General features: G+C 71.2%; 28 protein-coding genes. 19 read left to right on the top strand and 9 right to left on the bottom strand.

Annotated elements, in window-relative coordinates; translation table 11 throughout:
• From ABT08_RS00755 to ABT08_RS00715, 9 genes are all read left to right on the top strand, one after another.
• Positions 1 to 897 (top strand): aminotransferase class V-fold PLP-dependent enzyme (locus tag ABT08_RS00755; protein ID WP_288113695.1); only part of this gene is annotated, 897 nt, incomplete at its 5' end.
• On the top strand, positions 894 to 1,340 hold the full coding sequence (gene sufU / locus ABT08_RS00750; RefSeq protein ID WP_056206219.1) for a Fe-S cluster assembly sulfur transfer protein SufU: 447 nt from the start codon (positions 894 to 896) through the stop codon (positions 1,338 to 1,340). The genes ABT08_RS00755 and sufU, both read left to right, overlap by 4 nt.
• Positions 1,341 to 1,445: 105 nt before the next feature.
• Complete coding sequence (locus ABT08_RS00745; RefSeq protein WP_048808978.1) at positions 1,446 to 1,610, top strand: hypothetical protein; 165 nt, start codon at positions 1,446 to 1,448, stop codon at positions 1,608 to 1,610.
• Positions 1,607 to 1,696, top strand: coding sequence for a potassium-transporting ATPase subunit F (locus tag ABT08_RS00740; RefSeq protein WP_045247975.1), 90 nt, complete (start codon positions 1,607 to 1,609; stop codon positions 1,694 to 1,696). The genes ABT08_RS00745 and ABT08_RS00740 overlap by 4 nt, the downstream gene beginning before the upstream one ends.
• Positions 1,696 to 3,378 (top strand): potassium-transporting ATPase subunit KdpA, encoded by a 1,683-nt coding sequence (gene kdpA, locus ABT08_RS00735; RefSeq protein ID WP_288113690.1) that lies wholly within the window; start codon positions 1,696 to 1,698, stop codon positions 3,376 to 3,378. Before ABT08_RS00740 ends, kdpA begins: the two co-directional genes overlap by 1 nt.
• Positions 3,379 to 3,380: 2 nt before the next feature.
• Positions 3,381 to 5,507, top strand: a complete 2,127-nt coding sequence (kdpB, locus tag ABT08_RS00730) for a potassium-transporting ATPase subunit KdpB (RefSeq protein WP_288113688.1) — start codon at positions 3,381 to 3,383, stop codon at positions 5,505 to 5,507.
• 19 nt (positions 5,508 to 5,526) lie between these two features.
• A complete protein-coding gene (gene kdpC / locus ABT08_RS00725) occupies positions 5,527 to 6,141 on the top strand; it encodes a potassium-transporting ATPase subunit KdpC (protein WP_288113686.1) in 615 nt (204 codons plus the stop codon).
• A 25-nt stretch (positions 6,142 to 6,166) separates the two neighbouring features.
• Positions 6,167 to 8,704, top strand: a complete 2,538-nt coding sequence (locus ABT08_RS00720; protein ID WP_045247971.1) for an ATP-binding protein — start codon at positions 6,167 to 6,169, stop codon at positions 8,702 to 8,704.
• On the top strand, positions 8,701 to 9,378 hold the full coding sequence (locus tag ABT08_RS00715; RefSeq protein ID WP_056206216.1) for a response regulator: 678 nt from the start codon (positions 8,701 to 8,703) through the stop codon (positions 9,376 to 9,378). The genes ABT08_RS00720 and ABT08_RS00715 overlap by 4 nt, the downstream gene beginning before the upstream one ends.
• 24 nt (positions 9,379 to 9,402) lie before the next feature.
• Here ABT08_RS00715 and ABT08_RS00710 read toward each other — a convergent pair whose 3' ends face one another.
• The 5 genes from ABT08_RS00710 to ABT08_RS00690 form a co-directional block, all read right to left on the bottom strand.
• Positions 9,403 to 10,380: an SRPBCC family protein gene (locus ABT08_RS00710; RefSeq protein WP_288113683.1), complete on the bottom strand. Its 978-nt coding sequence runs from the start codon at positions 10,378 to 10,380 to the stop codon at positions 9,403 to 9,405.
• Positions 10,381 to 10,433: 53 nt separating this feature from the next.
• Entirely contained in the window at positions 10,434 to 10,781 is a 348-nt protein-coding gene (locus ABT08_RS00705; RefSeq protein ID WP_273205723.1) for an ArsR/SmtB family transcription factor, read from the bottom strand.
• A gap of 44 nt (positions 10,782 to 10,825) precedes the next feature.
• Positions 10,826 to 11,410 (bottom strand): hypothetical protein, encoded by a 585-nt coding sequence (locus tag ABT08_RS00700; protein WP_056206211.1) that lies wholly within the window; start codon positions 11,408 to 11,410, stop codon positions 10,826 to 10,828.
• Between the two features lie 138 nt (positions 11,411 to 11,548).
• Positions 11,549 to 12,043 (bottom strand): hypothetical protein, encoded by a 495-nt coding sequence (locus ABT08_RS00695; protein ID WP_056206209.1) that lies wholly within the window; start codon positions 12,041 to 12,043, stop codon positions 11,549 to 11,551.
• Entirely contained in the window at positions 12,040 to 12,633 is a 594-nt protein-coding gene (locus tag ABT08_RS00690) for an RNA polymerase sigma factor (RefSeq protein ID WP_056519662.1), read from the bottom strand. Before ABT08_RS00690 ends, ABT08_RS00695 begins: the two co-directional genes overlap by 4 nt.
• A 179-nt stretch (positions 12,634 to 12,812) precedes the next feature.
• Between ABT08_RS00690 and ABT08_RS00685 the strand changes: the two genes are divergently transcribed.
• On the top strand, positions 12,813 to 13,349 hold the full coding sequence (locus tag ABT08_RS00685; RefSeq protein WP_048808977.1) for a hypothetical protein: 537 nt from the start codon (positions 12,813 to 12,815) through the stop codon (positions 13,347 to 13,349).
• Between the two features lie 86 nt (positions 13,350 to 13,435).
• Here the strand turns inward: ABT08_RS00685 and ABT08_RS00680 are convergent, their stop codons facing one another.
• On the bottom strand, positions 13,436 to 13,897 hold the full coding sequence (locus tag ABT08_RS00680) for a hypothetical protein (RefSeq protein ID WP_288113677.1): 462 nt from the start codon (positions 13,895 to 13,897) through the stop codon (positions 13,436 to 13,438).
• Between the two features lie 163 nt (positions 13,898 to 14,060).
• Here ABT08_RS00680 and purL point away from each other — a divergent pair, with 163 nt between their 5' ends.
• From purL to ABT08_RS00645, 7 genes are all read left to right on the top strand, one after another.
• A complete protein-coding gene (gene purL, locus ABT08_RS00675; RefSeq protein WP_045247963.1) occupies positions 14,061 to 16,406 on the top strand; it encodes a phosphoribosylformylglycinamidine synthase subunit PurL in 2,346 nt (781 codons plus the stop codon).
• Positions 16,403 to 16,534 (top strand): hypothetical protein, encoded by a 132-nt coding sequence (locus ABT08_RS00670; protein ID WP_048808975.1) that lies wholly within the window; start codon positions 16,403 to 16,405, stop codon positions 16,532 to 16,534. The genes purL and ABT08_RS00670 overlap by 4 nt, the downstream gene beginning before the upstream one ends.
• Positions 16,535 to 16,571: 37 nt before the next feature.
• A complete protein-coding gene (locus tag ABT08_RS00665; RefSeq protein ID WP_056519659.1) occupies positions 16,572 to 17,330 on the top strand; it encodes a hypothetical protein in 759 nt (252 codons plus the stop codon).
• Positions 17,331 to 17,403: 73 nt separating this feature from the next.
• Positions 17,404 to 18,153, top strand: coding sequence for a GNAT family N-acetyltransferase (locus tag ABT08_RS00660; protein WP_502685864.1), 750 nt, complete (start codon positions 17,404 to 17,406; stop codon positions 18,151 to 18,153).
• Positions 18,154 to 18,291: 138 nt separating this feature from the next.
• Positions 18,292 to 18,681, top strand: coding sequence for an SHOCT domain-containing protein (locus ABT08_RS00655; protein WP_045247961.1), 390 nt, complete (start codon positions 18,292 to 18,294; stop codon positions 18,679 to 18,681).
• A 3-nt stretch (positions 18,682 to 18,684) separates the two neighbouring features.
• Positions 18,685 to 19,713 (top strand): hypothetical protein, encoded by a 1,029-nt coding sequence (locus ABT08_RS00650; RefSeq protein WP_288113674.1) that lies wholly within the window; start codon positions 18,685 to 18,687, stop codon positions 19,711 to 19,713.
• 50 nt (positions 19,714 to 19,763) lie between these two features.
• Positions 19,764 to 19,982, top strand: coding sequence for a hypothetical protein (locus ABT08_RS00645; protein ID WP_045247960.1), 219 nt, complete (start codon positions 19,764 to 19,766; stop codon positions 19,980 to 19,982).
• Positions 19,983 to 20,001: 19 nt separating this feature from the next.
• Here the strand turns inward: ABT08_RS00645 and ABT08_RS00640 are convergent, their stop codons facing one another.
• Together ABT08_RS00640 and ABT08_RS00635 are read right to left on the bottom strand one after the other, a co-directional pair.
• Positions 20,002 to 21,372 (bottom strand): cell division initiation protein, encoded by a 1,371-nt coding sequence (locus ABT08_RS00640; RefSeq protein WP_288113672.1) that lies wholly within the window; start codon positions 21,370 to 21,372, stop codon positions 20,002 to 20,004.
• 159 nt (positions 21,373 to 21,531) lie between these two features.
• Positions 21,532 to 21,831 (bottom strand): chorismate mutase, encoded by a 300-nt coding sequence (locus ABT08_RS00635; RefSeq protein WP_045247959.1) that lies wholly within the window; start codon positions 21,829 to 21,831, stop codon positions 21,532 to 21,534.
• Positions 21,832 to 21,913: 82 nt separating this feature from the next.
• Here ABT08_RS00635 and ABT08_RS00630 point away from each other — a divergent pair, with 82 nt between their 5' ends.
• Positions 21,914 to 23,068, top strand: coding sequence for an AI-2E family transporter (locus ABT08_RS00630; RefSeq protein ID WP_288113670.1), 1,155 nt, complete (start codon positions 21,914 to 21,916; stop codon positions 23,066 to 23,068).
• Positions 23,069 to 23,110: 42 nt separating this feature from the next.
• Here ABT08_RS00630 and ABT08_RS00625 read toward each other — a convergent pair whose 3' ends face one another.
• Positions 23,111 to 23,620: a MarR family winged helix-turn-helix transcriptional regulator gene (locus ABT08_RS00625; RefSeq protein ID WP_045247957.1), complete on the bottom strand. Its 510-nt coding sequence runs from the start codon at positions 23,618 to 23,620 to the stop codon at positions 23,111 to 23,113.
• A gap of 106 nt (positions 23,621 to 23,726) precedes the next feature.
• Between ABT08_RS00625 and ABT08_RS00620 the strand changes: the two genes are divergently transcribed.
• The gene (locus tag ABT08_RS00620; protein WP_056206192.1) at positions 23,727 to 24,305 is read left to right on the top strand and encodes an NADPH-dependent F420 reductase; all 579 of its coding nucleotides are present in this window, start codon (positions 23,727 to 23,729) and stop codon (positions 24,303 to 24,305) included.
• Positions 24,306 to 24,315: the final 10 nt, after the last annotated feature.

Below are 24,315 nucleotides of genomic sequence, written 5' to 3'. Positions count from 1 at the left end.
GGCGACGAGATCGTCGTGACCGAGGCGGAGCACCACGCGAACCTCATCCCGTGGCAGGAGCTCGCGGCCCGCACCGGCGCCGTCGTGCGGGCGATCCCGGTGCACGACGACGGCACGCTCGACCTCGATGCCGCCCGTGCCCTCGTCGGCCCGCGCACCCGCGTGGTCGCCTTCACACACGTCTCGAACGTGCTCGGCATCGTCAACCCGGTGGCCGAGCTCGTCGCGCTCGCGCACGGCGTCGGCGCCCTCGCCGTGCTCGACGCCTGCCAGTCGGCCCCCCACCTGCCGCTCGACCTGCCCGCGCTCGGGGTGGATGCCGCGGTCTTCTCGGGTCACAAGATGCTCGGCCCCTACGGGGTGGGCGCCCTCTACGGCACCGCCGAGCTGCTCGAGGCGCTGCCGCCGTTCCTCACGGGCGGCTCGATGATCACGACCGTCACCCTCGAGGGCGCGGAGTACCTGCCGCCGCCGCAGCGATTCGAGGCGGGCACCCAGCCCGTGTCGCAGGCGGTCGCCCTGGCCGCCGCCGCACGCTACCTCGACGGCATCGGCATGGCCCGCGTGCGCGACCACGAGCACGAGCTCGAGCGACGCCTGCGCGACGGACTGCGGGAGATCCCGGGGGTGCGGCTGCTCGGCGACGCCGATGTCGAACGGGTCGGGCTCGCCTCGTTCGACGTGGCGGGCGTGCACGCGCACGACGTCGGCCAGTACCTCGACGCCCGCGGCATCGCGGTGCGCGTCGGACACCATTGCGCCCAGCCGCTGCACCGCCGGTTCGGCGTGACGGCGACGGTGCGCGCCTCGACGCACGTGTACAACACGAGCGCCGACGTCGACGCGCTCGTCGAGGGCGTCGCGGGCGTGCGTGCGTTCTTCGGAGCCGACGCGTGAACGGCCTCGAGCAGCTCTACCAGCAGCTGATCCTCGACCACTCGAAGCACCCGCACGGCTTCGGGCTCGACACCGCAGCCGAGGGCTCGCCGCGCTCGCACCAGCGCAACCCGATCTGCGGCGACGAGATCACGCTGACCGCCACGGTCGAGAACGGCGAGGTGAGCCACATCGTGTGGGAGGGCGCCGGCTGCTCGATCTCGCAGGCGTCCGCATCGATGCTGTCCGCGCTCGTCGACGAGGAGGACGGGATGCCGCGGGCCGAGGCATCCGCTCTGATCGCCTCGTTCCGCGAGGCGTTGCGCTCGCGCGGGCAGATCGCCCTCGACGAGGAGGAGTTCGGCGACGCCGCCGCGCTCTCGGGCGTCTCGAAGTACACCGCTCGGGTGAAGTGCGCGATGCTCGCGTGGGTCGCCCTCGAGGACGTGCTCGCCCGCTCTTGAGATCCGGGCGTCGGGCCCGCCGCAGCGGACGCGGGGCCGCGTGCGCACGGATTCCGTGAGCGCCCGTGCGGGCGCCGTATGGATTCCGTAAGGACGCCGTCCGGGGTGCTCCGGGCAGTGTTCGATCGGGTGTCGTGCCCCCACCGGGCACCCGCGTCCTCGCGGATCCGCACCTCTGGAGTCCTCGTGCTCGATCTCATCTGCATCCTCGGCATCGTCGCGCTCTTCGCGATCGTCGCCCTCGTCGCCAAGGGGGTGGAGAAGCTGTGATCGTCTTCTCGATCGTCGCGGCCGTGCTCGCCCTCGCCGCGATCGCCTACCTCGTCGTCGCCCTCGTCGCCCCCGAGAAGTTCTGATGGATGCCGCGACCATCTGGGCCGGCATCGCACAGGCCGCGACGCTCATCCTCGTCCTCGTCGTGCTGTACCGCCCCCTCGGCGACTACATGGCGTGGATCTTCACCGCCCGCAAGAACCTCGTCGTGGAACGCGGCATCTACCGCGTCATCGGGGTGGATGCGGCATCCGAGCAGACCTGGCAGGCCTACCTGCGCGGGGTGCTGCTGTTCTCGTTCGTCGGCGTGATCTTCGTCTACGCCCTGGAGCGCCTGCAGCAGTGGCTGCCGTACTCGCTGGGGCTTCCCGCGGTTCCCGAGGGTCTCGCCTTCAACACCGCGATCTCGTTTGTCACCAACACCAACTGGCAGTCGTACTCGCCCGAGCAGACGATGGGCTACACGGTGCAGTTCGCCGGCCTCGCGGTGCAGAACTTCGTGTCGGCCGCGGTCGGCATCGCGATCGCCGTGGCCCTGGTGCGCGGGTTCGCGCGCCGCCGGGCCACCACGATCGGCAACTTCTGGGTCGACATCGTGCGCGTCATCTGGCGGCTGCTGCTGCCGGTCTCGATCATCGCCGCGGTCGCGCTGATCGTCGCGGGCGTCGTCCAGAACGTGTCGTCGTGGACCGATGTCACCACCGTCACCGGGCAGACGCAGTCGATCCCGGGCGGCACCGTTGCCTCGCAGGAGGCCATCAAGGAGCTCGGCACGAACGGCGGCGGGTTCTTCAACGCGAACTCCGCCCACCCGTTCGAGAATCCCACGCCGTGGACCAACCTCCTCGAGATGGTGCTGATGCTCGCGATCCCGTTCGCGCTGCCGCGCACGTTCGGTCGCATGGTCGGCGACAACCGCCAGGGCTACGCGATCGTCTCGGTCATGGGCACACTGTTCCTCGCGTCGATCGTCGCGGTGAGCTGGCTGGAGGCGTCGGGCCTCGGCGCGGCGGCACAGGCCGCGGGCGGGGCGATGGAGGGCAAGGAGCAGCGGTTCGGCATCCTCGGATCGGCCCTGTTCTCCTCGACCACCACCCTCACCTCGACGGGCGCGGTCAACTCGATGCACGACTCGTTCACGCCGCTCGGCGGCATGATCCCGATGATCGACATGATGCTCGGCGAGGTCGCCCCCGGCGGCACCGGCTCGGGTCTCTACGGCATGCTCATCCTCGCGATCATCGCCGTCTTCGTGGGCGGTCTGCTCATCGGGCGCACACCCGAGTACCTCGGCAAGAAGATCGGCCCCCGCGAGATCAAGCTCGCGAGCCTCTACCTGCTCGCCACCCCGACCCTCGTGCTGCTGGGCGTGGGCGCGAGCTTCGCGATCCCGCCGATCCGCGACGAGATCGAGAACGTGTCGATGCTGAACCCCGGCGTGCACGGCTTCAGCGAGGTGCTCTACGCGTTCACCTCGGCCGCGAACAACAACGGCTCCGCGTTCGCCGGACTGACCGCGAACACCGGATGGCTGGACGCTGCCCTCGCGGTCGCAATGCTGCTCGGCCGGTTCGTGCCGATCGTGCTCGTGCTCGCCCTCGCCGGATCCCTCGCCGCCCAGGGCACGCTCCCGACGACGGCCGGCACGCTGCCGACGCACCGCCCCCAGTTCGTGGGCCTGCTGATCGGCGTGTCGATCATCTTCACCGCTCTTACCTACTTCCCCGTGCTCGCGCTCGGGCCCCTGGCAGAAGGACTGTCCTGATCATGACCACCACCGCTCCGGTCGCCGAGAAGGCGACTCCCCGTTCGCGCGCGTTCAGCCGTGAACAGGTGCTGCAGGCACTTCCCGGCGCCCTGCGCAAACTCAACCCCGCCACCCAGTGGCACAGCCCCGTCATGCTGCTGGTCTGGGTGGGTGCCGCCCTCACGACGCTCATCGCGATCGCCGAGCCGTTCCTGCACCAGGACGGACCGGCCGTTCCCGCGGGATTCACCTGGGGCATCGCGATCTGGCTGTGGCTGACGGTCGTGTTCGCGAACCTGGCCGAGTCGGTCGCCGAGGGTCGCGGCAAGGCGCAGGCCGCGTCGCTGCGCAAGACCCGCACGACGACGTCGGCCCGCAAGGTGGTCGCCTACGATCCGGCGACGGATGCCGCGGCCACCGCGGCCGAGACCGTCGAGATCGCGTCGGCCGAGCTGCGGCTCGGCGACGTGGTCGTCGTGACCGCGGGTGAGCTCATCCCGGGTGACGGCGACATCGTCGACGGCATCGCGACGGTCGACGAGTCGGCGATCACGGGCGAGTCCGCACCGGTCGTGCGCGAGTCGGGCGGCGACCGCAGTGCGGTCACCGGCGGCACCCGCGTGCTCAGCGACCGCATCGTGGTGCGCATCACCGCGAAGCCGGGCGAGACCTTCGTCGACCGCATGATCGCGCTCGTCGAGGGCGCGGCTCGTCAGCGCACGCCCAACGAGATCGCGCTGTCGATCCTGCTGGCGAGCCTGTCGATCGTGTTCGTGATCGTGGTGCTGACGCTGCAGCCGATCGCGGCCGCCGTGGGCGCCCCGGTGGGCATCCCGGTGCTCGTCGCCCTGCTCGTGTGCCTCATCCCGACGACGATCGGCGCGCTGCTGAGCGCCATCGGCATCGCCGGCATGGATCGTCTCGTGCAGCGCAACGTGCTGGCGATGTCGGGCCGTGCGGTCGAGGCTGCCGGTGACGTGTCGACGCTGCTGCTCGACAAGACCGGCACCATCACGTACGGCAACCGTCGCGCGACCGAGTTCGTGCGCATGCCCGGCGTCGGCGACGAGGTGCTCGCGCAGACCGCGGCGCTCTCGTCGCTCGCCGATCCCACCCCCGAGGGCACCTCGGTCGTCGAGCTGGCGACGAGCCGCGGCATCCGTGCGGAGCTGCCGGCCGGCGCCGTGTTCGTGCCGTTCACCGCGCAGACGCGCATGTCGGGCGTCGATCTCCACGACGGCACCGCGGTGCGCAAGGGCGCCGGCTCCGCCGTCACGGCGTGGCTGACCGGCGCGGGCGTGGAGATCTCCGACCACACCCGCCAGACCCTCACTCGCATCACCGACCAGATCGCCGGATCGGGCGGCACCCCGCTCGTCGTCGCGACCCTGGATGCCGCGGGCACCGGCGCGATCCTCGGGGTCATCCAGCTGAAGGACGTGGTGAAGGACGGCCTGAAGGAGCGGTTCGCCGAGCTGCGGGCGATGGGCATCCGCACCGTCATGATCACGGGCGACAACCCGCTGACGGCGAAGGCGATCGCCGCGGAGGCGGGGGTCGACGACTTCCTCGCCGAGGCGACCCCGGAGGACAAGCTCGCGCTGATCAAGAAGGAGCAGGAGGGCGGGCGGCTCGTCGCGATGACCGGCGACGGCACGAACGACGCCCCCGCACTCGCGCAGGCCGATGTCGGCGTAGCGATGAACACGGGAACGTCGGCGGCGAAGGAGGCCGGCAACATGGTCGACCTCGACTCCGACCCGACGAAGCTGATCGATATCGTGCGCATCGGCAAGCAGCTGCTCATCACGCGCGGCGCACTGACCACCTTCTCGCTCGCGAACGACGTCGCCAAGTACTTCGCCATCATCCCGGCGATGTTCATGACGGTGTTCCCGGGCCTGGCGGCGCTGAACATCATGGGGCTGCACTCACCCGCCTCGGCGGTCACCAGCGCCATCATCTTCAACGCGCTGGTCATCATCGCCCTCGTGCCCCTCGCCCTGCGCGGGGTGGCGTACAAGCCGGCGAGCGCCGCGCGCATCCTCAACCGCAACCTGCTCGTCTACGGCATCGGCGGTGTCATCGCCCCGTTCATCGGCATCAAGCTGATCGACCTGGTCGTCGGCCTCATCCCCGGCTTCTGACCGAAGAAAAGAGACAGACATGTCCACGCTCTCGCGCACCTCGCTGCGCACCTTCGGCGTCGCCGTCCGTGCGATGCTCGTCTTCACGCTGATCCTCGGCATCGGCTACACCGCCGTGGTGACCGCGGTCGGCCAGCTGGTGTTCCCGTGGCAGGCGAACGGGTCGCTCGTCACCGACTCGTCGGGACAGACGGTCGGAAGCTCCCTGATCGGCCAGCAGTTCCTCGACACCGAGGGGAACCCCTCGCCGCGGTACTTCCAGCCGCGGCCGTCCGCGGCGGGCGCGGGCTACGACCCGACGGCCTCGGGCGGCTCCAACCTCGGCCCCACCAACCAGAAGCTCGTCGACGCGATCACCGGGCGCCGGGCGGCCGTCGCCGCGTTCGAGGGCGTCGACCCGTCGCTCGTTCCCGCCGACGCGATCACCGCGTCGGGCTCGGGTCTCGACTCCGACATCTCGGTGGCCTACGCCGACCTGCAGGTGACCCGGATCGCCCGCGAACGGGGGCTCAGCGAACAGGTCGTGCAGCAGCTGGTCGCGTCTAAGATCGAGCCGCGAGACCTCGGGTACCTCGGCGAGTCCCGGGTGAACGTGCTCGAGCTCAACCTGGCGCTCGACGCGCTCTCGCACTGAGACCTCAGGCGAAGGACGGACGACGATGCGACGGGGGCGACTGCGGGTCCTGCTCGGGGCCGCCCCCGGCGTGGGCAAGACCTACGCGATGCTCGAGGAGGGCCACCGGCTCTCCGCCGAGGGCGCCGATGTCGTCGTCGGCGTCGTCGAGACGCACGGGCGCGCGGCCACGGCCGCGCTGACCCGGGGTCTCGAGGTCGTTCCGCTGCGACGCGACCGGCACCGCGGGGTGAGCCTCGACGAGCTCGACGTCGAGGCGGTGATCACGCGGCATCCGTCGGTCGCCCTCATCGACGAGCTCGCTCACACGAACGCGCCCGGGTCGGCGCATGCGAAACGGTGGGAGGACGTCGAGCAGCTGCGGGACGCGGGCATCGACGTGATCACGACCGTCAACGTGCAGCACATCGCCTCGCTCAGCGACGTGATCGAGCAGATCACCGGCACCGTGCAGCGTGAGACGGTGCCCGATGCAGTGGTGCGGGGCGCCGACCAGATCGAGGTCGTCGACCTCGCCCCGCAGTCGTTGCGCGACCGGCTCTCCGCCGGTCTCGTCTACCCGGCGGAGCGGGTGGATGCCGCGCTGTCGAACTACTTCCGGCTGGGAAACCTGACGGCGCTGCGCGAGCTCGCGCTGCTGTGGCTCGCCGACGAGGTCGACTCCGCGCTCAAGCAGTACCGCGCCGAGCACGACATCGACGGCACCTGGACGACGCGTGAGCGCGTCGTGGTCGCGCTCACGGGCGGGCCGGAGGGCGAGACGCTCATCCGTCGCGGCGCCCGCATCGCGGCCCGTTCGGCGGGCGGTGAGCTGCTGGCGGTGCACGTGCTCAGCCAGGACGGCCTGCGGGGGGCGACGCCGGGGGCGCTCGCCACCCAGCGCGCACTCGTCGAGCAGCTCGGCGGCACCTATCACCAGCTCGTCGGCGACGACGTCGCGCACACCCTGGTGGAGTTCGCGCGCAGCGTGAACGCGAGCCAGCTCGTCATCGGCGTCAGCCGCCGCAGCCGCATGAGCGCGGCACTCACCGGGTCGGGCATCGGCGCGACGGTCATCCGCGATTCGGGCGACATCGACGTGCACATCGTCACCCACTCGGCGGCGGGCGGGAAGCTGCGCCTCCCCCGCGTGCGGGGCGGGGCGCTCAGCCGCGGGCGGCGCCTGCTCGGGTTCGCCGTCGCGCTCGTCGGCGGGCCGCTGCTGTCGTGGCTGCTGTTCTCGTTCCGCAGCGACGACTCGATCACCTCCGACGTGCTCGCCTACCAGCTGCTCGTCGTGATCGTCGCACTCGTCGGCGGTATCTGGCCGGCACTGTTCGCCGCGGTGCTGTCGGGATTCACGCTCGACTACCTGTTCGTGCAGCCGCTGTTCACGATCACGATCGCCCATCCGCTGCACGCGCTCGCCCTCGGCCTCTACGTCGTCATCGCGATCCTGGTGAGCTACATCGTCGACCAGGCGGCCCGGCGTGCCCGGGTCGCCGAGCGCGCGACGGCGGAGGCGCGTCTGCTCGCCACCATCGCGGGCAGCGTGCTGCGCGGCGACAGTGCCGTCGAGGCGCTCGTCAGCCGCGCCCGTGAGGCGTTCGGGCTGCACGCGGTGCGGCTGGTCGGCGAGGGCGGCACAGTGCTGGCCGAGGATGTCGCCGACGGGCCGGCGCCCGCGAACGCCGCGTGCACGCGGCTCCCGGTCGGGGCGCGGGTGGGCGGCGCGCCGCGGGCCACGCTGGAGCTGACGGGCGACGAGCCGGATGGGGCATCCCGTCGGCTGCTCGATGTGATCGTCGCGCAGCTCGCCGCCGCGATCGACCATCTCGAACTGACCGCGGCCGCACGCGAGGCGGACGCCCTCGCCGAGACCGACCAGGTGCGCTCGGCGCTGCTGTCGGCCGTGAGCCACGACCTGCGCCGGCCTCTCGCGGCGGCGGTCGCGGCCGTCGGCGGGCTGCGGGCGGCCGATGTGCGGCTGAGCCCGACCGACCGCGCCGAGCTGCTCGAGACCGCGGACGAGAGCCTGCGCACCCTGTCGATGCTCGTGACCGACCTGCTCGATGTGAGCCGTGTGCAGGCGGGGGTGCTGGCGGTGTCGCTCGCACCGGTCGATGCCGCCGGCGCCCTGCTCGCGGCGCTCGACGAGCTCGGCTACGGCCCCGACGAGGTCGAGGTGGCGCTCGACCCCGACCTGCCGCCTCTCGTCGCCGACCCGGTGCTGCTGCAGCGGGTGCTCGTGAACCTCCTCGCCAACGCGCGCCGCTTCGCGGCACCCGGAACCCATGTGGTGGTCACGACGAGCCGGCTGGGCGAGCTCGCGCAGATCCGGGTGATCGACCGCGGCCCCGGGGTGCCGGCCGACCGCCGCGACGACATCTTCGCGCCGTTCCAGCGGCAGGGCGACACCGACAACACGACCGGCCTCGGTCTCGGGCTCGCGATCTCCCGCGGGTTCACCGAGGGCATGGGCGGCACGCTCACCCCCGAGGACACCCCGGGCGGCGGGCTCACGATGGTCGTGGAGCTGCCGGTGCAGCCGGCCGCCGAGACGACGACGCAGGGGGCGCGATGAAGGTTCTGGTGGCCGATGACGACCCGCAGCTCGTGCGGGCGCTGCGCATCACGCTGTCGGCGCACGGCTACGAGGTGATCGCCGCGCCCGACGGGGCGGCGGCGGTGACGCTCGCCGCGCAGGCGCATCCCGACATCGTGCTGCTCGATCTCGGGATGCCGCGGCTCGACGGCGTGCAGGTGATCGAGGCGCTGCGCGGCTGGACGACCGCGCCGATCATCGTGGTCTCGGGACGCACGGGCTCGGCCGACAAGGTGGAGGCGCTCGACGCCGGCGCCGACGACTACGTCACGAAGCCGTTCCAGGTCGACGAGCTGCTGGCGCGGCTGCGCGCATTGGCGCGTCGGCGACCGGATGCCGCGGGCGAGCCGGTGGTGCGCTTCGCCGACGTGACGATCGACCTCGCCGCCAAGTCGGTGACGCGGGCGGGCGCGCGCGTGCATCTGACGCCGACCGAGTGGCGGATGCTGGAGTTCCTCGCCCGCAACCCCGACGCGCTGGTCACCCGGCAGACGCTCTTGAAGGAGATCTGGGCGAGCGAGCAGATCGCCGACACCGGGTATCTGCGCCTCTACATGTCGCAGCTGCGCAAGAAGCTCGAGGCCGACCCCGCCCACCCGGTGCACCTTCTCACCGAGCAGGGCATGGGCTACCGCCTGGTGCCGGGCGACTAGCGCCCGGCACCACGCGGCGCGCCGTCAGACGGCGGCGAGCGCGTCGAGCCGCTGGTAGCTGCGCTCCATGCCCTCGGTCATGCCGGTGCCGAGGATCATGTCGCGGGTCGCGGCATCCGGGTATTCGATCAGCAGCGTGAGAAGGGTGACGCCGTCCTCTTCGTAGAGAGTCAGGTCGTTGAGGGTCGACGGCCCGGGCATGCCGGTCATGCGCTCGGTGGTCACGACGCGGCGCGGGGCGTCGACGACGAGCGTGTCGCCCTCGAACCCGAACGCCTGGCCCTCGCCGCCCTCGACGGGCGCCCACGCGTAGCGGTAGGTGTCGCCCGCGGCGAGCCCGGGTTCGGCGATCGTCATCTCCCACCCGTCGGGGCCGAGCAGCCAGGTCTTGAGCAGCTCTGGCTCGTGGTGCGCGCGCCACACCAGCTCACGGGGGCCTTCGATGAGTCGGGTGATGCGCACGTGGGTGTCGTCGAGAACCTCGACCTGGGTGCCGGCGCCGAGGGCGTAGTCTCGCAGGTCGCGCAGCACCGCGTCGAGCTGGCTGATCGCCATGGTGAAGCCTTCGCGCATGCCCATCGCGAGCGTCTGCTCGAGCGCCTCGACCGAGACGAAGTGGGAGACGCTGACCAGGCGTGCGCCGGTCGGGGTGGGCTCGACGGCGAACGTCGCCCGCATGCCGGGCATGTCGGGCACGCTGTCGCCGTTCTCGTCGGCGAAGGTGTCGAGCACCTCGAAGCGGTGCGGGGCGTCGATGACGAGGAACTCCCACCGGGCGTGCGCGAGCTCTCCGCGCGGGCCGGTCATGTGGTAGCTCGCGATGCCGCCGACCGTGAAGTCGAAGCGGGTGAACGAGGCCGGCCATCCGGGCGGGCCCCAGAAGCGCTCGAGCTGGGCGGGTTCGGTGAACGCGCGCCAGAGCCGCTCGGGGGTGGCGGCGACGTCGGCGATGAGGGTGAGGGTGAGGGCCTCGGGGTCGACGGTGACGGAGGTGACGGGCATGGCGAGCTCCTCTTTTCGGGGCGGATGCCGCGGCGCGGCGTCCTTCGGGGGGATCAGGCGGGGGTGTCGTATTCGGCGAGCAGAGCGTCGAGCCGGTCGATGCGCGAGCGCCAGACGCGCTCGTACTCGGCCAGCAGGCGCCGTGCCCGCGCGATGGTGTCGGGATCGGCGCGCACGAGTCGCTCCCTCCCTTCCGCACGTTTGACGACGAGGTGGGCGGCCTCGAGCACGGCGACATGCTTCTGCACGGCGGCGAAGCTCATGTCGTAGGCCGCGGCGAGCGCCGAGACGGTCTGCTCACCCGTGAGGGTGCGCTGCAGGATGTCGCGGCGCGTGGCGTCGGCGAGGGCCCGGAAGATGCGGTCCACGTCGGCGTCGGCGAGTTCAGTAAATACAACCATTTGGTTGTAGGTTACGACGCGCGCCGAACAGCGTCAAGCCCCGATCACGCCCGCGCGCGATCGGCGGCGCGCTCCACACCGAGGAAGATCGCCACGAAGCCGAGGAGCAGCGGCACGCCGAGCCACACGACTCCCGAGACGACGCCGACCACGGTCATCCACGCCTCGGTCAGCGGCGCGGGCATCACCCACACCACCGCCTGCATCACGGCGAACGCCACGGCGCCCCCGAGCGGAACCCAGCGCCACGGGCGCGGGACGACATCGACCCGGGCGATCTCGACCGCGGCGACGATCGCGGCACCCAGCATGAGCACCAGCAGCGCGAGACTGTAGAGCGCGATCTCCGCGCCGCCGGCCACGGTCAGTGCCTCGTTCGCCGGAGTCGGGTCGATGTACCCCTGCACGAGCACCAGCGCGCTGAGTGCGAGCAGGGCGACCGTGCCGAGCGGGCGCCGGCCGGTGACGCTCGCCGCCCGGGTGAAGCCCACCGCGAAGAGCGCGTACGCCGCCGCGGTGAGCGCGGGCGCGATCGGCGGGGTGCCACCACGCGGAATCGCCGTCTGCGAGGTCCAGAGCGCACCGATCACCAGCAGCGCCCCGGCAACGACCCACGATCGAGCGGTCATCGTCGACTCCCTCATAGCAACATCACAGCACGTGGTCCGATGGCGCACAACGGATGCCGCGGCATCCGTTCACGACGGCGGTAGCACCCGACGCGCCCCCAAGAACCATCGCGTCGGGTACTCCGCCCCACCCCCGGGCTACCGCCCGGGGGCTGTGAGTCCGAGCGCGACGCAGAACGACGCATCGTCCTTGCCGGCCGCGTTCGGAAGTACGGCGATCCGTCGGTCCGACAGCACGCAGGCCGTCGGGTTGGGCACGTACGGCCCCGCCGGCGCGTCCTCGCCCGTGCGCACGGCCGTATAGCTCGCCTCGCACACGGCGAGAGCGGTCGCGACACGGTCGGCCATCGACAGTTCGGTGTTCTTGTCACGGTCGGTCTCGACCGACGTGGACGTGCTGTGGTTCGACGTCAGATCGGTGCTCGTGTAGCAGTCGAACGTCACGTTGCGGTCGTCGACCGAGGCGAACAGGGCCGCGACGCCCGCCGTCGAGGCGGCGAGCACGAGGGCCGTCGCACCCGCGACCCACCAGAATCGGCGGCGGCGACGCGTGCGACGCACGGCGATGGTCGTGAGCACCTCGCGACGCATGCGCGCGATCTGCTCGTCGGTCGGGGGAAGCTGAAGAGTCATGATGTCGACCCCTCCTCTTCGCCGGGCGTGAGCGCCGCCCGCAGGCGCGCACGGATACGGGACAGCCGATTGCGGATGACGCCGTGGGACACGTCGAAGGCCTCGGCGGCCTGCGCGTAGCTGAACCCGTATTCGATGCACAGGTCGAACAGGCACTGGTCGTCGAACGAGAGGGCCGAGATCGCGGAGGCGATGGCGTCGGAGAGCAGGCGCCGCTCGATCTCTTCGGCGGGTCCGAGGGCGCGGGTGGCCACGGTGTCGTCGAGATCGGTCGATCGCTGCTGGTCCCGCACGCGCTTGCGGATGTGCGAGCGGGAGACGTTGCGGCACGTGACGAGCAGCCACGGCAGCGTGGAGCCGCCGACCAGGTGGATCGCCTGGGCCTTCTCGAACGCGACCACGAAGACGTCCTGGGTGACGTCCTCCGCGGCGTGGGGGTCGAGGCCGAGGCTCGCGGCGAACCGGTAGACGGTGGCGACATGACGGTCGTACAGCGCGCCGAACGCGCGGGAGTCGCCCGTGGAGACGGCCGCGAGCAGCGCGCGGTCGTCGGAGACATCGGTCTCCGTCGCGCTCAGCTCAGCCGTCATACCTGGTAATGCCCGTCGCCTCGGATTCGTCTCAGATTCTTCTGGACTTTTTTTCGCGGCTCCCGCACGACGGCCTCCGCACCAGGATGCCCGCTGCGCGCGGGTTTGACCCGGCAGGCGCCCGTGCGCCACGATCGGCTCGGGGAGCCCTCGCAAGGGCCGATCATCAGGGGGAGATGATGGGGGAACGTTTCGCGCGGCGTCATGTCGCAGAGCTGGTGGGTGTGCTGATCGGTGCCGCGCTCGTAGTCAGTTCGGCGACGCCGGCCCGGGCGGATGCCGGGGGCGGCGAGAACTGCGGCGTCTTCCTCGAGTCCGGGCTCACGATCTGCGCCCCCGCGGGCGATGACCTCCACGCCGCAGTGACCGCGCAGACCGGCTACACGATCGTCGACGGCGACGAGACCGACGCGGGTCGTGCGACGACGGTCAGCTACCTGCTCGCGCGGCTCTACGACAACGCCGACTACGGCGGCGCGTACTACGAGGTGTGGGGATCATCTGGCTGCTCGTCGGCGGTCGGCGTGCGCGGCGTCGCCGACATCGGCGTCGGCTGGTACGGCAGGGTGAGCTCGTTCCAGGGCTTCTCGAGCTGCCGGGTCAAGGTGTGGCAGAACACGTCGTTCACCGGGTCGAGCGTCGGTTTCGCGTCATCGAGCAGCTACGTCGGCGCGGTCATGAACGACCAGACGCGTTCGGTGCAGGTCGTCTACTGAGCGGATGCCGCGGCATCCCGTTCGTCTGTCGGCACCCTGTCGCCGCTGTTCGCACCGCCGCGCCCGCAGCACCGTCATGAGCAGCCTCACCGCGGACGGATTTCGCCGAGCCCGACGGCGCCCGGACACGGCAGCGCGCCGACATCGCCGACACCGAGGTCGGCGGGCAGCACCACGGTGCAGGCACCCAGCCGCCACCGGCGCTCCGCGGCGTGCGAGATGCGCCCGAGCAGTCGGGCCTCGGCCCAGCACGGCGCGAGCTCGTCGAGACGGGCGTCGAGGCGCAGCATCCCGTCGTCGCAACCGGTGACCGCCGCCACGAGCACGCTCGTCGACGCTGTCGCCGAGGGGACGCCGCCCGACAGCGGCACGATCGCGGGCGCCGTCGTCACGCACGGGGTGCCGCACAGCTCCGCGTAGCGCAGCACCGAGACGCCGGCGATCACGACGTCGCGCGTGGTCGCGTGGGTGCGGGCGGGCCAGGCGTCGCCCGCGAGGGGCGCCGGCAGAGAGTCGCGCAGGGTGGGCAACAGGGAGGTGAGTGTCATGACTCCGGTCTAGGGGCGACGGGATGCCGCATCCCCCGCCCCTCACGGATCCCATGCGCCCGCGCGCCCGATCCTCACGCGCGTCCGGCACGGGTGCGCCGGCGCGCGCCCCGGCTAGACTTGCCGCATCCCCGGCAGCCCTCGATTCTTGGAGACCAGCCGCGTGAGCACCCCCGCCGCTCCCCTCGGCAAGATCGCCGACACCGTCGCCGACGCCGAAGCCACCCCCGAGAAGGAGCAGCCGTACGCGGCGCTCGGTCTCAAGCCCGACGAGTATGCGCAGATCCGCGAGATCCTCGGCCGCCGTCCCACCAGCGGCGAGCTGGCGATGTACTCGGTCATGTGGAGCGAGCACTGCTCCTACAAGTCGAGCAAGATCTACCTGCGCCAGTTCGGCCAGAAGGTCAGCGACGAGATGCGCGAGCGCCTCATGGTCGGCATGGGCCAGAACGCGGGCGTCGTCGACATCGGCGAGGGCTGGGCGGTGACCTTCAAGGTCGAGTCGCACAACCACCCGAGCTACATCGAGCCGTTCCAGGGCGCCGCGACCGGCGTCGGCGGCATCGTGCGCGACATCATCTCGATGGGCGCGCGCCCGGTGGCCGTCATGGACCAGCTGCGCTTCGGTGCGATCGATCACCCCGACACTGCCCGCGTCGTGCACGGCGTCGTCAGCGGCATCTCCTTCTACGGCAACTGCCTGGGCCTGCCGAACATCGGCGGTGAGACCGTGTTCGACGCGGTCTACCAGGGCAACCCGCTCGTCAACGCGCTCGCCGTGGGCGTGCTGCGCCACGACGACCTGAAGCTCGCGAACGCGGTCGGCCCCGGCAACAAGGTCGTGCTGTTCGGCGCCCGCACCGGCGGCGATGGCATCGGCGGGGCATCCATCCTCGCGTCCGACACGTTCGCCGACGGCGGCCCCACCAAGCGCCCGGCCGTGCAGGTCGGCGACCCGTTCGCCGAGAAGGTGCTCATCGAGTGCTGCCTCGAGCTCTACCGCGACGAGCTGGTCGAGGCGATCCAGGACCTCGGCGCCGCCGGCATCTCGTGCGCCACGAGCGAGCTCGCCGCGAACGGCGGCTCGGGCATGCGCGTCGACCTCGAGAAGGTGCTGCTGCGCGACCCCTCGCTCACGCCCGAGGAGATCCTCATGAGCGAGAGCCAGGAGCGCATGATGGCGATCGTGCGCCCCGAGAAGCTCGACGAGTTCCTGGCTGTGACCGGCAAGTGGGACGTCGAGACGAGCGTGCTGGGCGAGGTCACCGGCGACGGTCGTCTCGAGATCTTCTGGCACGGCGAGAAGATCGTCGACGTCGACCCCTCGACGGTCGCGGTCGACGGTCCGGTCTACGAGCGTCCGGTGGCCTACCCGACGTGGATCGACGCCCTGCAGGACGATTCCGCCGCCGCCCTCGAGCGCAGCGCCGACGCCGACACCCTGCGTGCGCAGTTCACCGCGCTGGTCTCGAGCCCGAACCTCGCGGATGCCTCGTGGGTCACGAACCAGTACGACTACTACGTGCTCGGCAACACGGCCCTCTCGTTCCCCGATGACGCGGGCATGGTTCGCGTCGACGAGCAGTCGGGTCTCGGGTTCGCGATCGCGACCGACTGCAACGGCCGCTTCTGCCAGCTCGACCCCTACGAGGGCGCGAAGCTCGCCCTCGCCGAGGCCTACCGCAACGTCGCCGTCACCGGCGCCGTGCCCACGGCTGTCACCGACTGCCTCAACTTCGGCAGCCCCGAGAACCCCGAGGTCATGTGGCAGTTCTCACGGGCCGTCGAGGGCCTGTCGGACGGCTGCCTCGAGCTCGGCATCCCCGTCACCGGCGGCAACGTGAGCTTCTACAACCAGACCGGCGACACCCCGATCCACCCGACCCCCGTCGTCGGCGTGCTCGGCATCATCGACGACGTCGCGGCGCGCATCCCGTCGGGCTGGCAGGACGCCGGCGAGAACATCTACCTGCTGGGGGTCACCTCCACCGAGCTCAGCGGCTCGCAGTGGGCGCAGACGGTGCACGGACACCTCGGCGGCCGCCCGCCGAAGGTGGACCTCGCGGCCGAGAAGCGCCTCGCCGAGCTTCTGCGCGCAGCGGGCGACCAGGGTCTCGTCTCCAGCGCCCACGACCTGTCCGAGGGCGGGCTCGCGCAGAGCCTCACCGACGGCGTGCTGCGCTTCGGCGTCGGCGCGCGGGTGTGGCTGACGGAGATCATCGAGCGCGACGGGGTGGATGCGGCATCCGCCCTGTTCTCGGAGTCGACCGGCCGCGTGCTCGTGACCGTGCCCCGCGAGGAGGACGTCAAGTTCCGCGGGCTCTGCGAGGGGCGCGGCTACCCGGTGCTGCGCATCGGCGTGACCGACGCCCCCGCCGACGGCTCGGCCAGCGCCCTCGAGGTGCAGGGCCTGTTCACCCTGCCGGTGCCCGAGCTGCGGGCACTGTCGACCGGCACGCTGCCGGCCGCGTTCGGCGCGATCGTGACGGAGCCGGAGGTCGTGCGATGAGCGATTCACCCGATGACCTGGGCGAGCGCCCCTACACGACCCGCACGCGCATCGTCGCGTGGGTCGTGATCATCGCGCTCGTGCTCGTCGGCGGCGGCGCGACCGTCGTTTCGCTGCTGATCCACTGACCCGCGGGCCGCGCGCGGGCGCGGTTACGATGAGGGCGTGGACCAGTTCTGGGGTTTCGCCGCGCACTACTGGTGGTTGGCGTTCCCGTTGTTCGGGGTGGTCGCGGCGGCCGGCCGCGGCTGGGAGCGCAATGCCCGGCGGCGCCACGAACGACGCCTCGAGGTGCTGCGCACGAAGGGCGAGATCCGGGCGGCGCAGATCGCCGCCCGGAAGGATCCGAAGGCCGTCGGCTCGGCGCGTCCCGCGCAGAAGGATGCCGCGCTCTCCCCGCTCGCCCAGCTGTTCGCCGATCACGACGATGTGCGCCGGCGGTGGCTCGACTACGAGCTGGATGTCTCGAAGGCGATCGCGTACCCCGCGATGAGCGACGGTCGTCAGCCGCTCACGGCCGCGTTCCTGCGCGCCGGGAAGAAGGCCGACCGGCTGCGGCCCGCCGAAGGTCGCAAGGTGTCCGCGGACGAGCTGCGCGAGTACCGCGAGGCCGTCACCGACTACGAGGTCGCGTTCGATCTCGCCGAGCGCGATGCACGACGCCTGCGCGACTCCGGGTTCACCGAGGCAGAGCGCAAGCGCCTGCACACGGCGCAGCAGCTGTTGACGGTCGCCGTCGACGAGGCGGCGACGCCCGCCGAGCGCCAGCTCGCCTACCAGCGGGTGCGCGAGGAGCTCGACGGGCTCATCTCGCTCTCCGACGAGGCGCTCGACGTGCTCGAGAAGAAGGTCGCCCTCGAGATCACCGCGCCGAAGGCGACTCCGACGGCGCACGAGGCGACCTCCGGTCCCGACCGCGCGTGAGGCAGGTTGCGGCGGGTGACAGCGCGGGTTGTGGGCGCGGGCGGGCGATTCCGAGAATGAGCGCGTGAGCTCCCTGCCCCCGACCTCCTCCCCCGCCGCGGCGGCTCCGACGCCGCGGCTGTCCGCGCGTGACGTGCAGGTGCTCGACAACCCGGCATGGTTCTCCCTGGCCGGCCCGCACGCGCGATTCGCCCTCGGCGACGATCTCGCGCGACGCTATCCCGGCGACGTCGCGCCATTCGTCGCGGTGCGCGACTGGAACGACCCCGGGGTGTGGGATCGACTGCACCGCCTGGTCGGGCCGTCGGCCGAGATCGGCCTCAACGGCGCCCCCGACGCACTGCCGGACGGCTGGGAGGTGCTCGGCGGAGGGTCGGGCGTGCAGCTGGTCGAGACCGACGTCCTCTCGCCCCGCCCGGAGCCCGAAGCGGTGCTGCTCGGTGCCGACGACGTGCCCGAGATGCTCGCGATCGTCGAACGCAACCAGCCGGGACCCTTCCTCCCCCGCACCCACGAGCTCGGACGCTACATCGGCATCCGCCGCGACGGACGCCTCATCGCCATGGCCGGTGAGCGGCTGCACCCGTCCGGCTGGACCGAGATCAGCGCGGTGTCGGTCGATGCCGACCATCGTCGCCAGGGGCTCGCGTCACGGCTCGTGCTCGACGTCGCGTTCCACATCCAGCAGCGCGGCGACCGCGCGCTGCTGCACGCGGCGGCGACCAACGTGGGCGCGATCGCCGCCTACGAGAGGCTCGGCTTCGTCCTGCGCCGGCACACCACGTTCGCCGCAGTGCGCACACCGGCGGTCGACCCGTCCTGATCGCTCGCTCGACGTCGCCGTAGCAGTCGGGGGCCGCAGATCGAACCCCACGCCGGCACCCGGTTTCCGCCATACTGAAACCGGGTGCCGGGGGGCACCTGTTGATGCCGGTGCCCGCCGGCGAAAGGGGTAAGAATCATGGACTTCCTGTCGAACTTCGGGAGCCTCCTGTGGTGGTTCCTGTCGATCTTCGTGTTCGTCGCCTACCTGATGGCGCTGTTCTCGATCATCGGTGACCTGTTCCGCGACCACACGCTCAACGGCTGGTGGAAGGCGCTGTGGATCCTCTTCCTGATCTTCGTGCCGTTCCTGACCGCCCTCGTCTACCTGATCGCGCGCGGTCAGGGCATGGCCGAGCGCAGCCGCGCCCAGGCCACGAAGGCGCAGGAGGCGGCCGACGACTACATCCGCTCCGTGTCGGGAACGAGCGCGGCCGATGAGATCGCGAAGGCGAAGGCGCTGCTCGACGCCGGAACGATCACGGCAGCCGAGTACGAGTCGCTCAAGGCGCGCGCGCTCGCGGGCTGACCGATGACCGACGAACGACCGTCCCCGTCGCGCGCCCGCGCCTGGGGGCGGTCGTTCGCGTCGGGGCTGGTGCTCACGATCGCGCTCGTGCTCGCGCCGCTGTCGATCATCACGGGCTGGGCCCGGGTGCAGCTCGTCGACACCGACGCGTTCGTCGCCGCCTACGCCCCGCTCGCGCACGACCCCGCCGTGCAGCAGAGCGTCACCGACGCGACGATGACGGTCATCGCCCAGCACGTGGACTACACGGCGATCGCCGGCCAGGTCATCGACGGCATCACCTCGCTCGGCACCGGCCCTCTCGCAACCCAGGCGCTCGACGCCCTCAAGGGACCCGCCGCGCAGGGCCTCGAGTCGGTCGTGCGCACGAACGTCGCGAGATTCGTGGCATCCGACCCGTTCGCGACCGTCTTCTCGACCGCGTTGCGCACCACCCACGCCCAGCTGGTGAAGACGATGCAGGGCGACCCGAACGCGCTCGTCTCGGTCGCCTCCGACGGCACCATCGGGCTCGAGCTCGGCCCCGTCGTCGCCGCGGTCCGCCAGCACCTCATCGACTCGCAGGTGCCGTTCGCCGCGCAGATCCCGGCGGTGCAGCGCACCATCCCGATCGCCCAGGCCGATGCACTGCCGACCGCGCAGACCGGCTACGCGGTCGCGGTCGCCGTCGGCGCGTGGCTGCCGTTCGCCGCCGCGGTGCTCCTGGTCGCGGGCATCCTGCTGGCCCGCCGCCGCCACCGGGCGGCCGTCGTCGCCGGCCTCGCCCTCGCGCTCGGCACGCTGATCCTCATCATCGGGCGCGCGGTCGCGGCATCCATCGTCAGCGCCGCACTGGCTCCGCAGGGCATTTCGGATGCCGCCTCCGCGGCCCTGTTCTCGGTCGTCACCGACGGCATGGTCTCGGTCGCGGCATGGACGTGCGCGGGCGGCGTGCTCGGTGCGGTGGCGGTGTGGATCGCAGGCCCCTGGCGCCCGGCACGCGCGATCCGGGCGAAGGTGCGCACCTGGACCACGAGGACGTCCACGGCCTGAGCTGTGGATTCTCCCGGCACCGTCTCGGCGTCGCCGATTAGCGTCGAGAGGTGATCCTCCCCGACGGCGCCCGCCGCACGCTCATCGTCCTGTCGATCGCGACCTGTGCCGTCGGCGTCATGGTGATGATCGCCGCCGGCCGACTCGACCTGCTCGCCGACGACAGCGCGAGAGTGCACCGTATCGGGATGTGGATCGCGATCTCCGGCGTGGCGATCGGCCTGGTGGCCGCGGCATCCGATCTGGTGCGACGCCGACGTCGCGACTGACAGGGGCGATGGCGCGCCGTCAGGACTCGACGTGCTCGCCCTCGACGGCTTCCTCCGTCGTCGAGGCCTCCTCGGTCGCCGACTCCGTCTCGGCCGCGAACTCCGGCTCCTCGGAGATCACACCGGTCTCGGGGCGGATGAGCTCGCGCACCTCGGCCATGAAGCTGGTGAGCTGCTGCTGCTGCCAGCGCAGCTGCCGCGTGCGGTCCTCGGCGTCGCGCAGCACCGTCGTGGTGTGTCCGATCACGCTGTCGACGATCTTCTGCGCCTTGAGCTTCGCCTTGTCGACGGTCTCGCGGGCGCGGAGCTGGCTGTCCGCCTCGATCTGCGACGCCTGGGCGCGCATGAGCTTCTCGTAGTCATCGGCCTTCGCCGAGATGCGCTGCGCGTGGTCGAGCGACGCGGCGACCTGCTCGTTGGCGTCGGAGGTGATGCGCTCAGCGTGGGCGACCGCCTGGTTGTGCAGCACGAGGAACTCCTGCTGGGCGTCGTCCTGACGGCGGGTGAGCGCCTCCTCGAACTCGAGCACGCGGGCGTTCATCTCGCGCACGTCGCGCTCGGCGTCGGCGCGCTGCTCGGTGGTCTCGCGGGTGACCATCGAGCGCAGCGCCGCAGCGCCCTTCTCGGCCTCGGTGCGGATGGCCGCGGCCTCCTGCTCGGCCTGCGTCACCTTCTCCGCGGCGTGCGCGGCCTCGCGCTCGATGCGGGCCTCGTGCGCGGTGTACTCGGTGTCGATCTTCAGGCGCACCTGGTCGGCGTCGTGCTGCGCCTGGGCGAGGATGCGGGCGGTGTCGGAGTCGAGCGTCGCACGACGCTCGGTGATCTCCTCACGGGCGGCGGCGAGCAGGCGCTCGGCCTGCTGCGCGGCGTTCTGGATGAGCAGGTTCGCCTGCTCCTCCGCGACGTGCAGCACCGCCTCGAACTGCTGCCGGCTCTGCGGCTCGTCGCCGTCGCGCTCGAGACCGCCCTCGGCGAACTCGGTGGTCAGCGCGGTCACCCGCGCCTCGGCATCGGCGGCGCGCGCCTCCGCAGCGGCGAGGTCGGCCTTGAGCTTCGCGGTGGCCTTCTCACGGTCGGCGTCGGCCTTGGCGCTCGCACCCTTCGCCTTCTCGGCCTCCGCCTTCGCCTTCTCGGCCTCCGCCTTCGCCTTGTCGGCCTCTACGCGCTCCTCCGCGCGTGCCGCCTCGACGTCGGCGTCACGGCGCTCGGCGGCGGCGGCGAGATCAGCCGTCGCGCGCTGCAGCTTGCCCTGCAGGTCGGCGAGCGCGGTGTCGACCTCTTGTCGGTCGTATCCGCGGAACCCGACGGTGAAATAGGTGTGTTCGCCGCCGCTCTGGATGAGCTGGTCGAAGGATCCGTTGCTGCCCTGCTGCGCGGGGGTGTCGCTCATGATGCGGCGCCTTACTCGTCGAGGTCGGTCATGCGCTCCGCCGGCGAAGCGCTCCTGAGCGCGCGCGTGCGGAGCGCGACGTGCAGGATTCGCGTCCATCGTAGGGGGCGAGCCCGGGGGGATTCATCCCCCAGGCGATGGATCTTCCGAGAGGAACGCTCAGCGCGCGTCGGCGGCGGCGGTGTGGTGGCGGATGACCTCGGCCACCACGAAGTTGAACCACTTCTCGGCGAAGGCGGGGTCGAGGTCGGCGTCGGCGGCGAGCGCGCGCAGTCGGGCGATCTGCTGCTCCTCACGTGCCGGGTCGGAGGCAGGCATGCCGTGCTCGGCCTTGAGATGGCCGACCTGAGTGGTGCTGCGGAACCGCTCGGCGAGCAGATAGATGAGGGCGGCGTCGATGTTGTCGATGCTGGCGCGCAGGCGGCTGAGCGCGACGCGCGGGTCGGTGGTGTCGGACAAGATGGCCTCCTCGCGCTCGACCCTAGCGCCTCCGCCTCGGCGCGATCCGCGCGGGGTGCGCCGCAGCCCTAGAGTGTGAGCCATGAGCGACGCTCCCGCAGAGGTGTCCGCCGAGGCATCCTCGTCCGCCACGACCGCATCGACGGATGCCGCGGCCTCCCGAAGGCCGAAGACGACCGCCGGGCGCGCCATGGCCGCGATCGGCAATCCGTTCGCGTTCGGCTTCTTCCTCACCCTCGGCGGTCTGGTCGCACTCGTCCTCGGGCTCGCGATCTCGAACCTGTCGACGGTGCTCATCTACATCGTGTTCGCCCTGTTCGCCGCCCTCGGGCTCGACCCGGTGGTGCGCGCGCTCGAGCGTCGGGGACTGGCCCGGGTGTGGGGCATCGTCATCGTCTTCGCCGGCTTCGCCGTCGTGCTCGCCGGCGTGCTGCTGCTGATCATCCCGACCGTGGTGACGCAGATCGCCGGCTTCGTCGCCAACGTGCCGAGCCTCATCCGCGACTTCCAGGCGTCGGACCTCTACGCCTGGCTGCAGGGGAACTTCGGCAGCAATGTCGGCGAGATCGTCAGCCAGGTGCAGGGGTTCCTGACGAACCCGGCGAACCTCACCGCGATCGGCGGCGGCGTGCTGCAGGTGACGGTGTCGGTCATCTCGACCATCTCGGGCATCATCATCGTGCTCGTGCTGACGCTCTACTTCATCGCCAGCCTGGATGTCATCAAGCAGGCCTTCTACCGCCTCGTTCCCGCCCACGGCCGGGAGAGCGTCGCCGACCTGACCGATCAGATCACGCAGTCGATCGGCGGGTACCTCATGGGGATGGTCATCCTCGCGTTCTTCAACTCGCTGTTCGCGGGGCTGCTCTACTTTTTCCTCGGGCTCCCCTTCCCGCTGCTGATGGCGGTGATCGCGTTCTGCATCACCCTCATCCCGTTGGTCGGAACGGTGGCGTTCTGGGTGATCGGCTCGTCGCTCGCGCTGTTCGCGAGCCCGGTGGGCGCGCTCGTGTTCGCGGCCCTCTACCTCATCTACATGCAGGTCGAGGCGTACGTGCTGACGCCGCGCATCATGAACCGCGCGATCTCGATCCCCGGATCGCTCGTCGTCATCGGCGCCCTCGTCGGCGGCACATTGCTGGGTCTTCTCGGCGCGCTGGTGGCGATCCCGGTGACCGCATCGATCCTGCTGATCATCAAGAAGGTCATCATCCCGAGACAGGACGCGAAGGTCTGACCGGGCACGGGGATCCCCCGGCGCCCACGAGCGCGGTCGGACTCAGCGTGCCGGGTCGGCCGCGCAGGCGGGATCGCCCGCGGCGGTGACGGCCATCCGACGGTCGGGATCGACCCGGCCGAGAATCGCGAGTACGAGGCGCGAGAGGTCGTCGACGTCCGCGTCGTCCAGGTCGGCGAGGACGAACGAGCGCACCGCCTCCTCGTAGCGCGGTCGCGCATCCGCGAAGCGCTGCTCGCCCGCGCTCGTGAGCACCGCGTTGGTCGCCCGGCCGTCCTCGGCGCAGGGCGCCCGATCGACGAGGCCCTTGCGTTCGAGACCGGTCACGACGCGGGACAGTCGCGGCAGGGTGGCGTTCGTGCGCGACGCGAGCGCGGTCAGTCGTAACCGGCGGGCGGGCGCCTCGTGGAGGGCCTCGAGCAGCGTGTACTCGAACGAGGTGAGATCGCTCGCGGCCATCTGCTGGTCGAGCGTGCGCGGCAGCAGCTCGAGCAGTGCGTGCAGGCGCGCCACCGAGACGCGCTCCTCATATCGCAGTCCCTCGGCCGGCATGCGGCCATTCTAGCAGTTGGTTGCAATTACAAGTAAGTGGGCGTACGGTGACACTTGTATCTACAAGCAATGCCCCGTCGTCGCGGGGCACGAGGGAAGGAACCCCATGGCCCACGTCACGATCTTCGGCACCGGCAACATGGCGAACGCGATCGGCGGAGTCTTCGCCGAGGGCGGCAGCAGCGTAACCTACATCTCCGCCGAGGAGTCGGGCACCGCCCCGATCGTCGGCGACATCGTCGTGCTCGCCGTGCCTTACCCGGCCGTCGCGGGCATCCTCTCGGCGTACGGCGAGCAGCTCGCGGGCAAGACCGTCGTCGACATCACCAACCCGCTCAACTTCGAGACCTTCGACTCGCTCGTCGTGCCGGCCGGGTCCTCCGCTGCCGCTGAGATCCAGGCCGCGCTTCCGCAGAGCTCGGTGGTGAAGGCGTTCAACACCACCTTCGCCGCAACGCTCGTCGCGAAGACGGTCGGTGGAGCGCCCACCACCGTGCAGGTCGCCGGCGACTCCGCCGAGGCCAAGAGCGCGCTCATCGCGGCCATCGCCGCCGGGGGCGTGCAGGCGATCGACGCCGGCGCACTCTCCCGTGCACACGAGCTGGAGGCCCTCGGCTTCCTCCAGTTGACCCTCGCCGTCCGCGAGGTCATCTCGTGGACCGGCGGCTTCGCGGTCGTCCGCTGACCCGTCCGGG

Source organism: Microbacterium sp. SCN 71-21, assembly GCF_001725695.1.
In the GTDB taxonomy this organism is placed as follows: Bacteria; Actinomycetota; Actinomycetes; order Actinomycetales; family Microbacteriaceae; genus Microbacterium; species Microbacterium ginsengisoli.
Note: the sequence above shows the minus strand (reverse complement) of the source record. Positions and strands in the feature narration are given on the sequence as shown.

What these genes read in the sequence shown, in the direction of transcription:
- kdpA (WP_288113690.1), top strand. Translation starts at nt 1,696, where the DNA reads ATGGATGCCGCGACCATCTGGGCCGGCATCGCACAGGCCGCGACGCTC.
- kdpB (WP_288113688.1), top strand. Translation starts at nt 3,381, where the DNA reads ATGACCACCACCGCTCCGGTCGCCGAGAAGGCGACTCCCCGTTCGCGC.
- kdpC (WP_288113686.1), top strand. Translation starts at nt 5,527, where the DNA reads ATGTCCACGCTCTCGCGCACCTCGCTGCGCACCTTCGGCGTCGCCGTC.
- ABT08_RS00720 (WP_045247971.1), top strand. Translation starts at nt 6,167, where the DNA reads ATGCGACGGGGGCGACTGCGGGTCCTGCTCGGGGCCGCCCCCGGCGTG.
- ABT08_RS00715 (WP_056206216.1), top strand. Translation starts at nt 8,701, where the DNA reads ATGAAGGTTCTGGTGGCCGATGACGACCCGCAGCTCGTGCGGGCGCTG.
- ABT08_RS00710 (WP_288113683.1), bottom strand. Translation starts at nt 10,380, where the DNA reads ATGCCCGTCACCTCCGTCACCGTCGACCCCGAGGCCCTCACCCTCACC.
- ABT08_RS00705 (WP_273205723.1), bottom strand. Translation starts at nt 10,781, where the DNA reads ATGGTTGTATTTACTGAACTCGCCGACGCCGACGTGGACCGCATCTTC.
- ABT08_RS00700 (WP_056206211.1), bottom strand. Translation starts at nt 11,410, where the DNA reads ATGACCGCTCGATCGTGGGTCGTTGCCGGGGCGCTGCTGGTGATCGGT.
- ABT08_RS00695 (WP_056206209.1), bottom strand. Translation starts at nt 12,043, where the DNA reads ATGACTCTTCAGCTTCCCCCGACCGACGAGCAGATCGCGCGCATGCGT.
- ABT08_RS00690 (WP_056519662.1), bottom strand. Translation starts at nt 12,633, where the DNA reads ATGACGGCTGAGCTGAGCGCGACGGAGACCGATGTCTCCGACGACCGC.
- ABT08_RS00685 (WP_048808977.1), top strand. Translation starts at nt 12,813, where the DNA reads ATGGGGGAACGTTTCGCGCGGCGTCATGTCGCAGAGCTGGTGGGTGTG.
- ABT08_RS00680 (WP_288113677.1), bottom strand. Translation starts at nt 13,897, where the DNA reads ATGACACTCACCTCCCTGTTGCCCACCCTGCGCGACTCTCTGCCGGCG.
- ABT08_RS00670 (WP_048808975.1), top strand. Translation starts at nt 16,403, where the DNA reads ATGAGCGATTCACCCGATGACCTGGGCGAGCGCCCCTACACGACCCGC.
- ABT08_RS00655 (WP_045247961.1), top strand. Translation starts at nt 18,292, where the DNA reads ATGGACTTCCTGTCGAACTTCGGGAGCCTCCTGTGGTGGTTCCTGTCG.
- ABT08_RS00650 (WP_288113674.1), top strand. Translation starts at nt 18,685, where the DNA reads ATGACCGACGAACGACCGTCCCCGTCGCGCGCCCGCGCCTGGGGGCGG.
- ABT08_RS00640 (WP_288113672.1), bottom strand. Translation starts at nt 21,372, where the DNA reads ATGAGCGACACCCCCGCGCAGCAGGGCAGCAACGGATCCTTCGACCAG.
- ABT08_RS00630 (WP_288113670.1), top strand. Translation starts at nt 21,914, where the DNA reads ATGAGCGACGCTCCCGCAGAGGTGTCCGCCGAGGCATCCTCGTCCGCC.
- ABT08_RS00625 (WP_045247957.1), bottom strand. Translation starts at nt 23,620, where the DNA reads ATGCCGGCCGAGGGACTGCGATATGAGGAGCGCGTCTCGGTGGCGCGC.
- ABT08_RS00620 (WP_056206192.1), top strand. Translation starts at nt 23,727, where the DNA reads ATGGCCCACGTCACGATCTTCGGCACCGGCAACATGGCGAACGCGATC.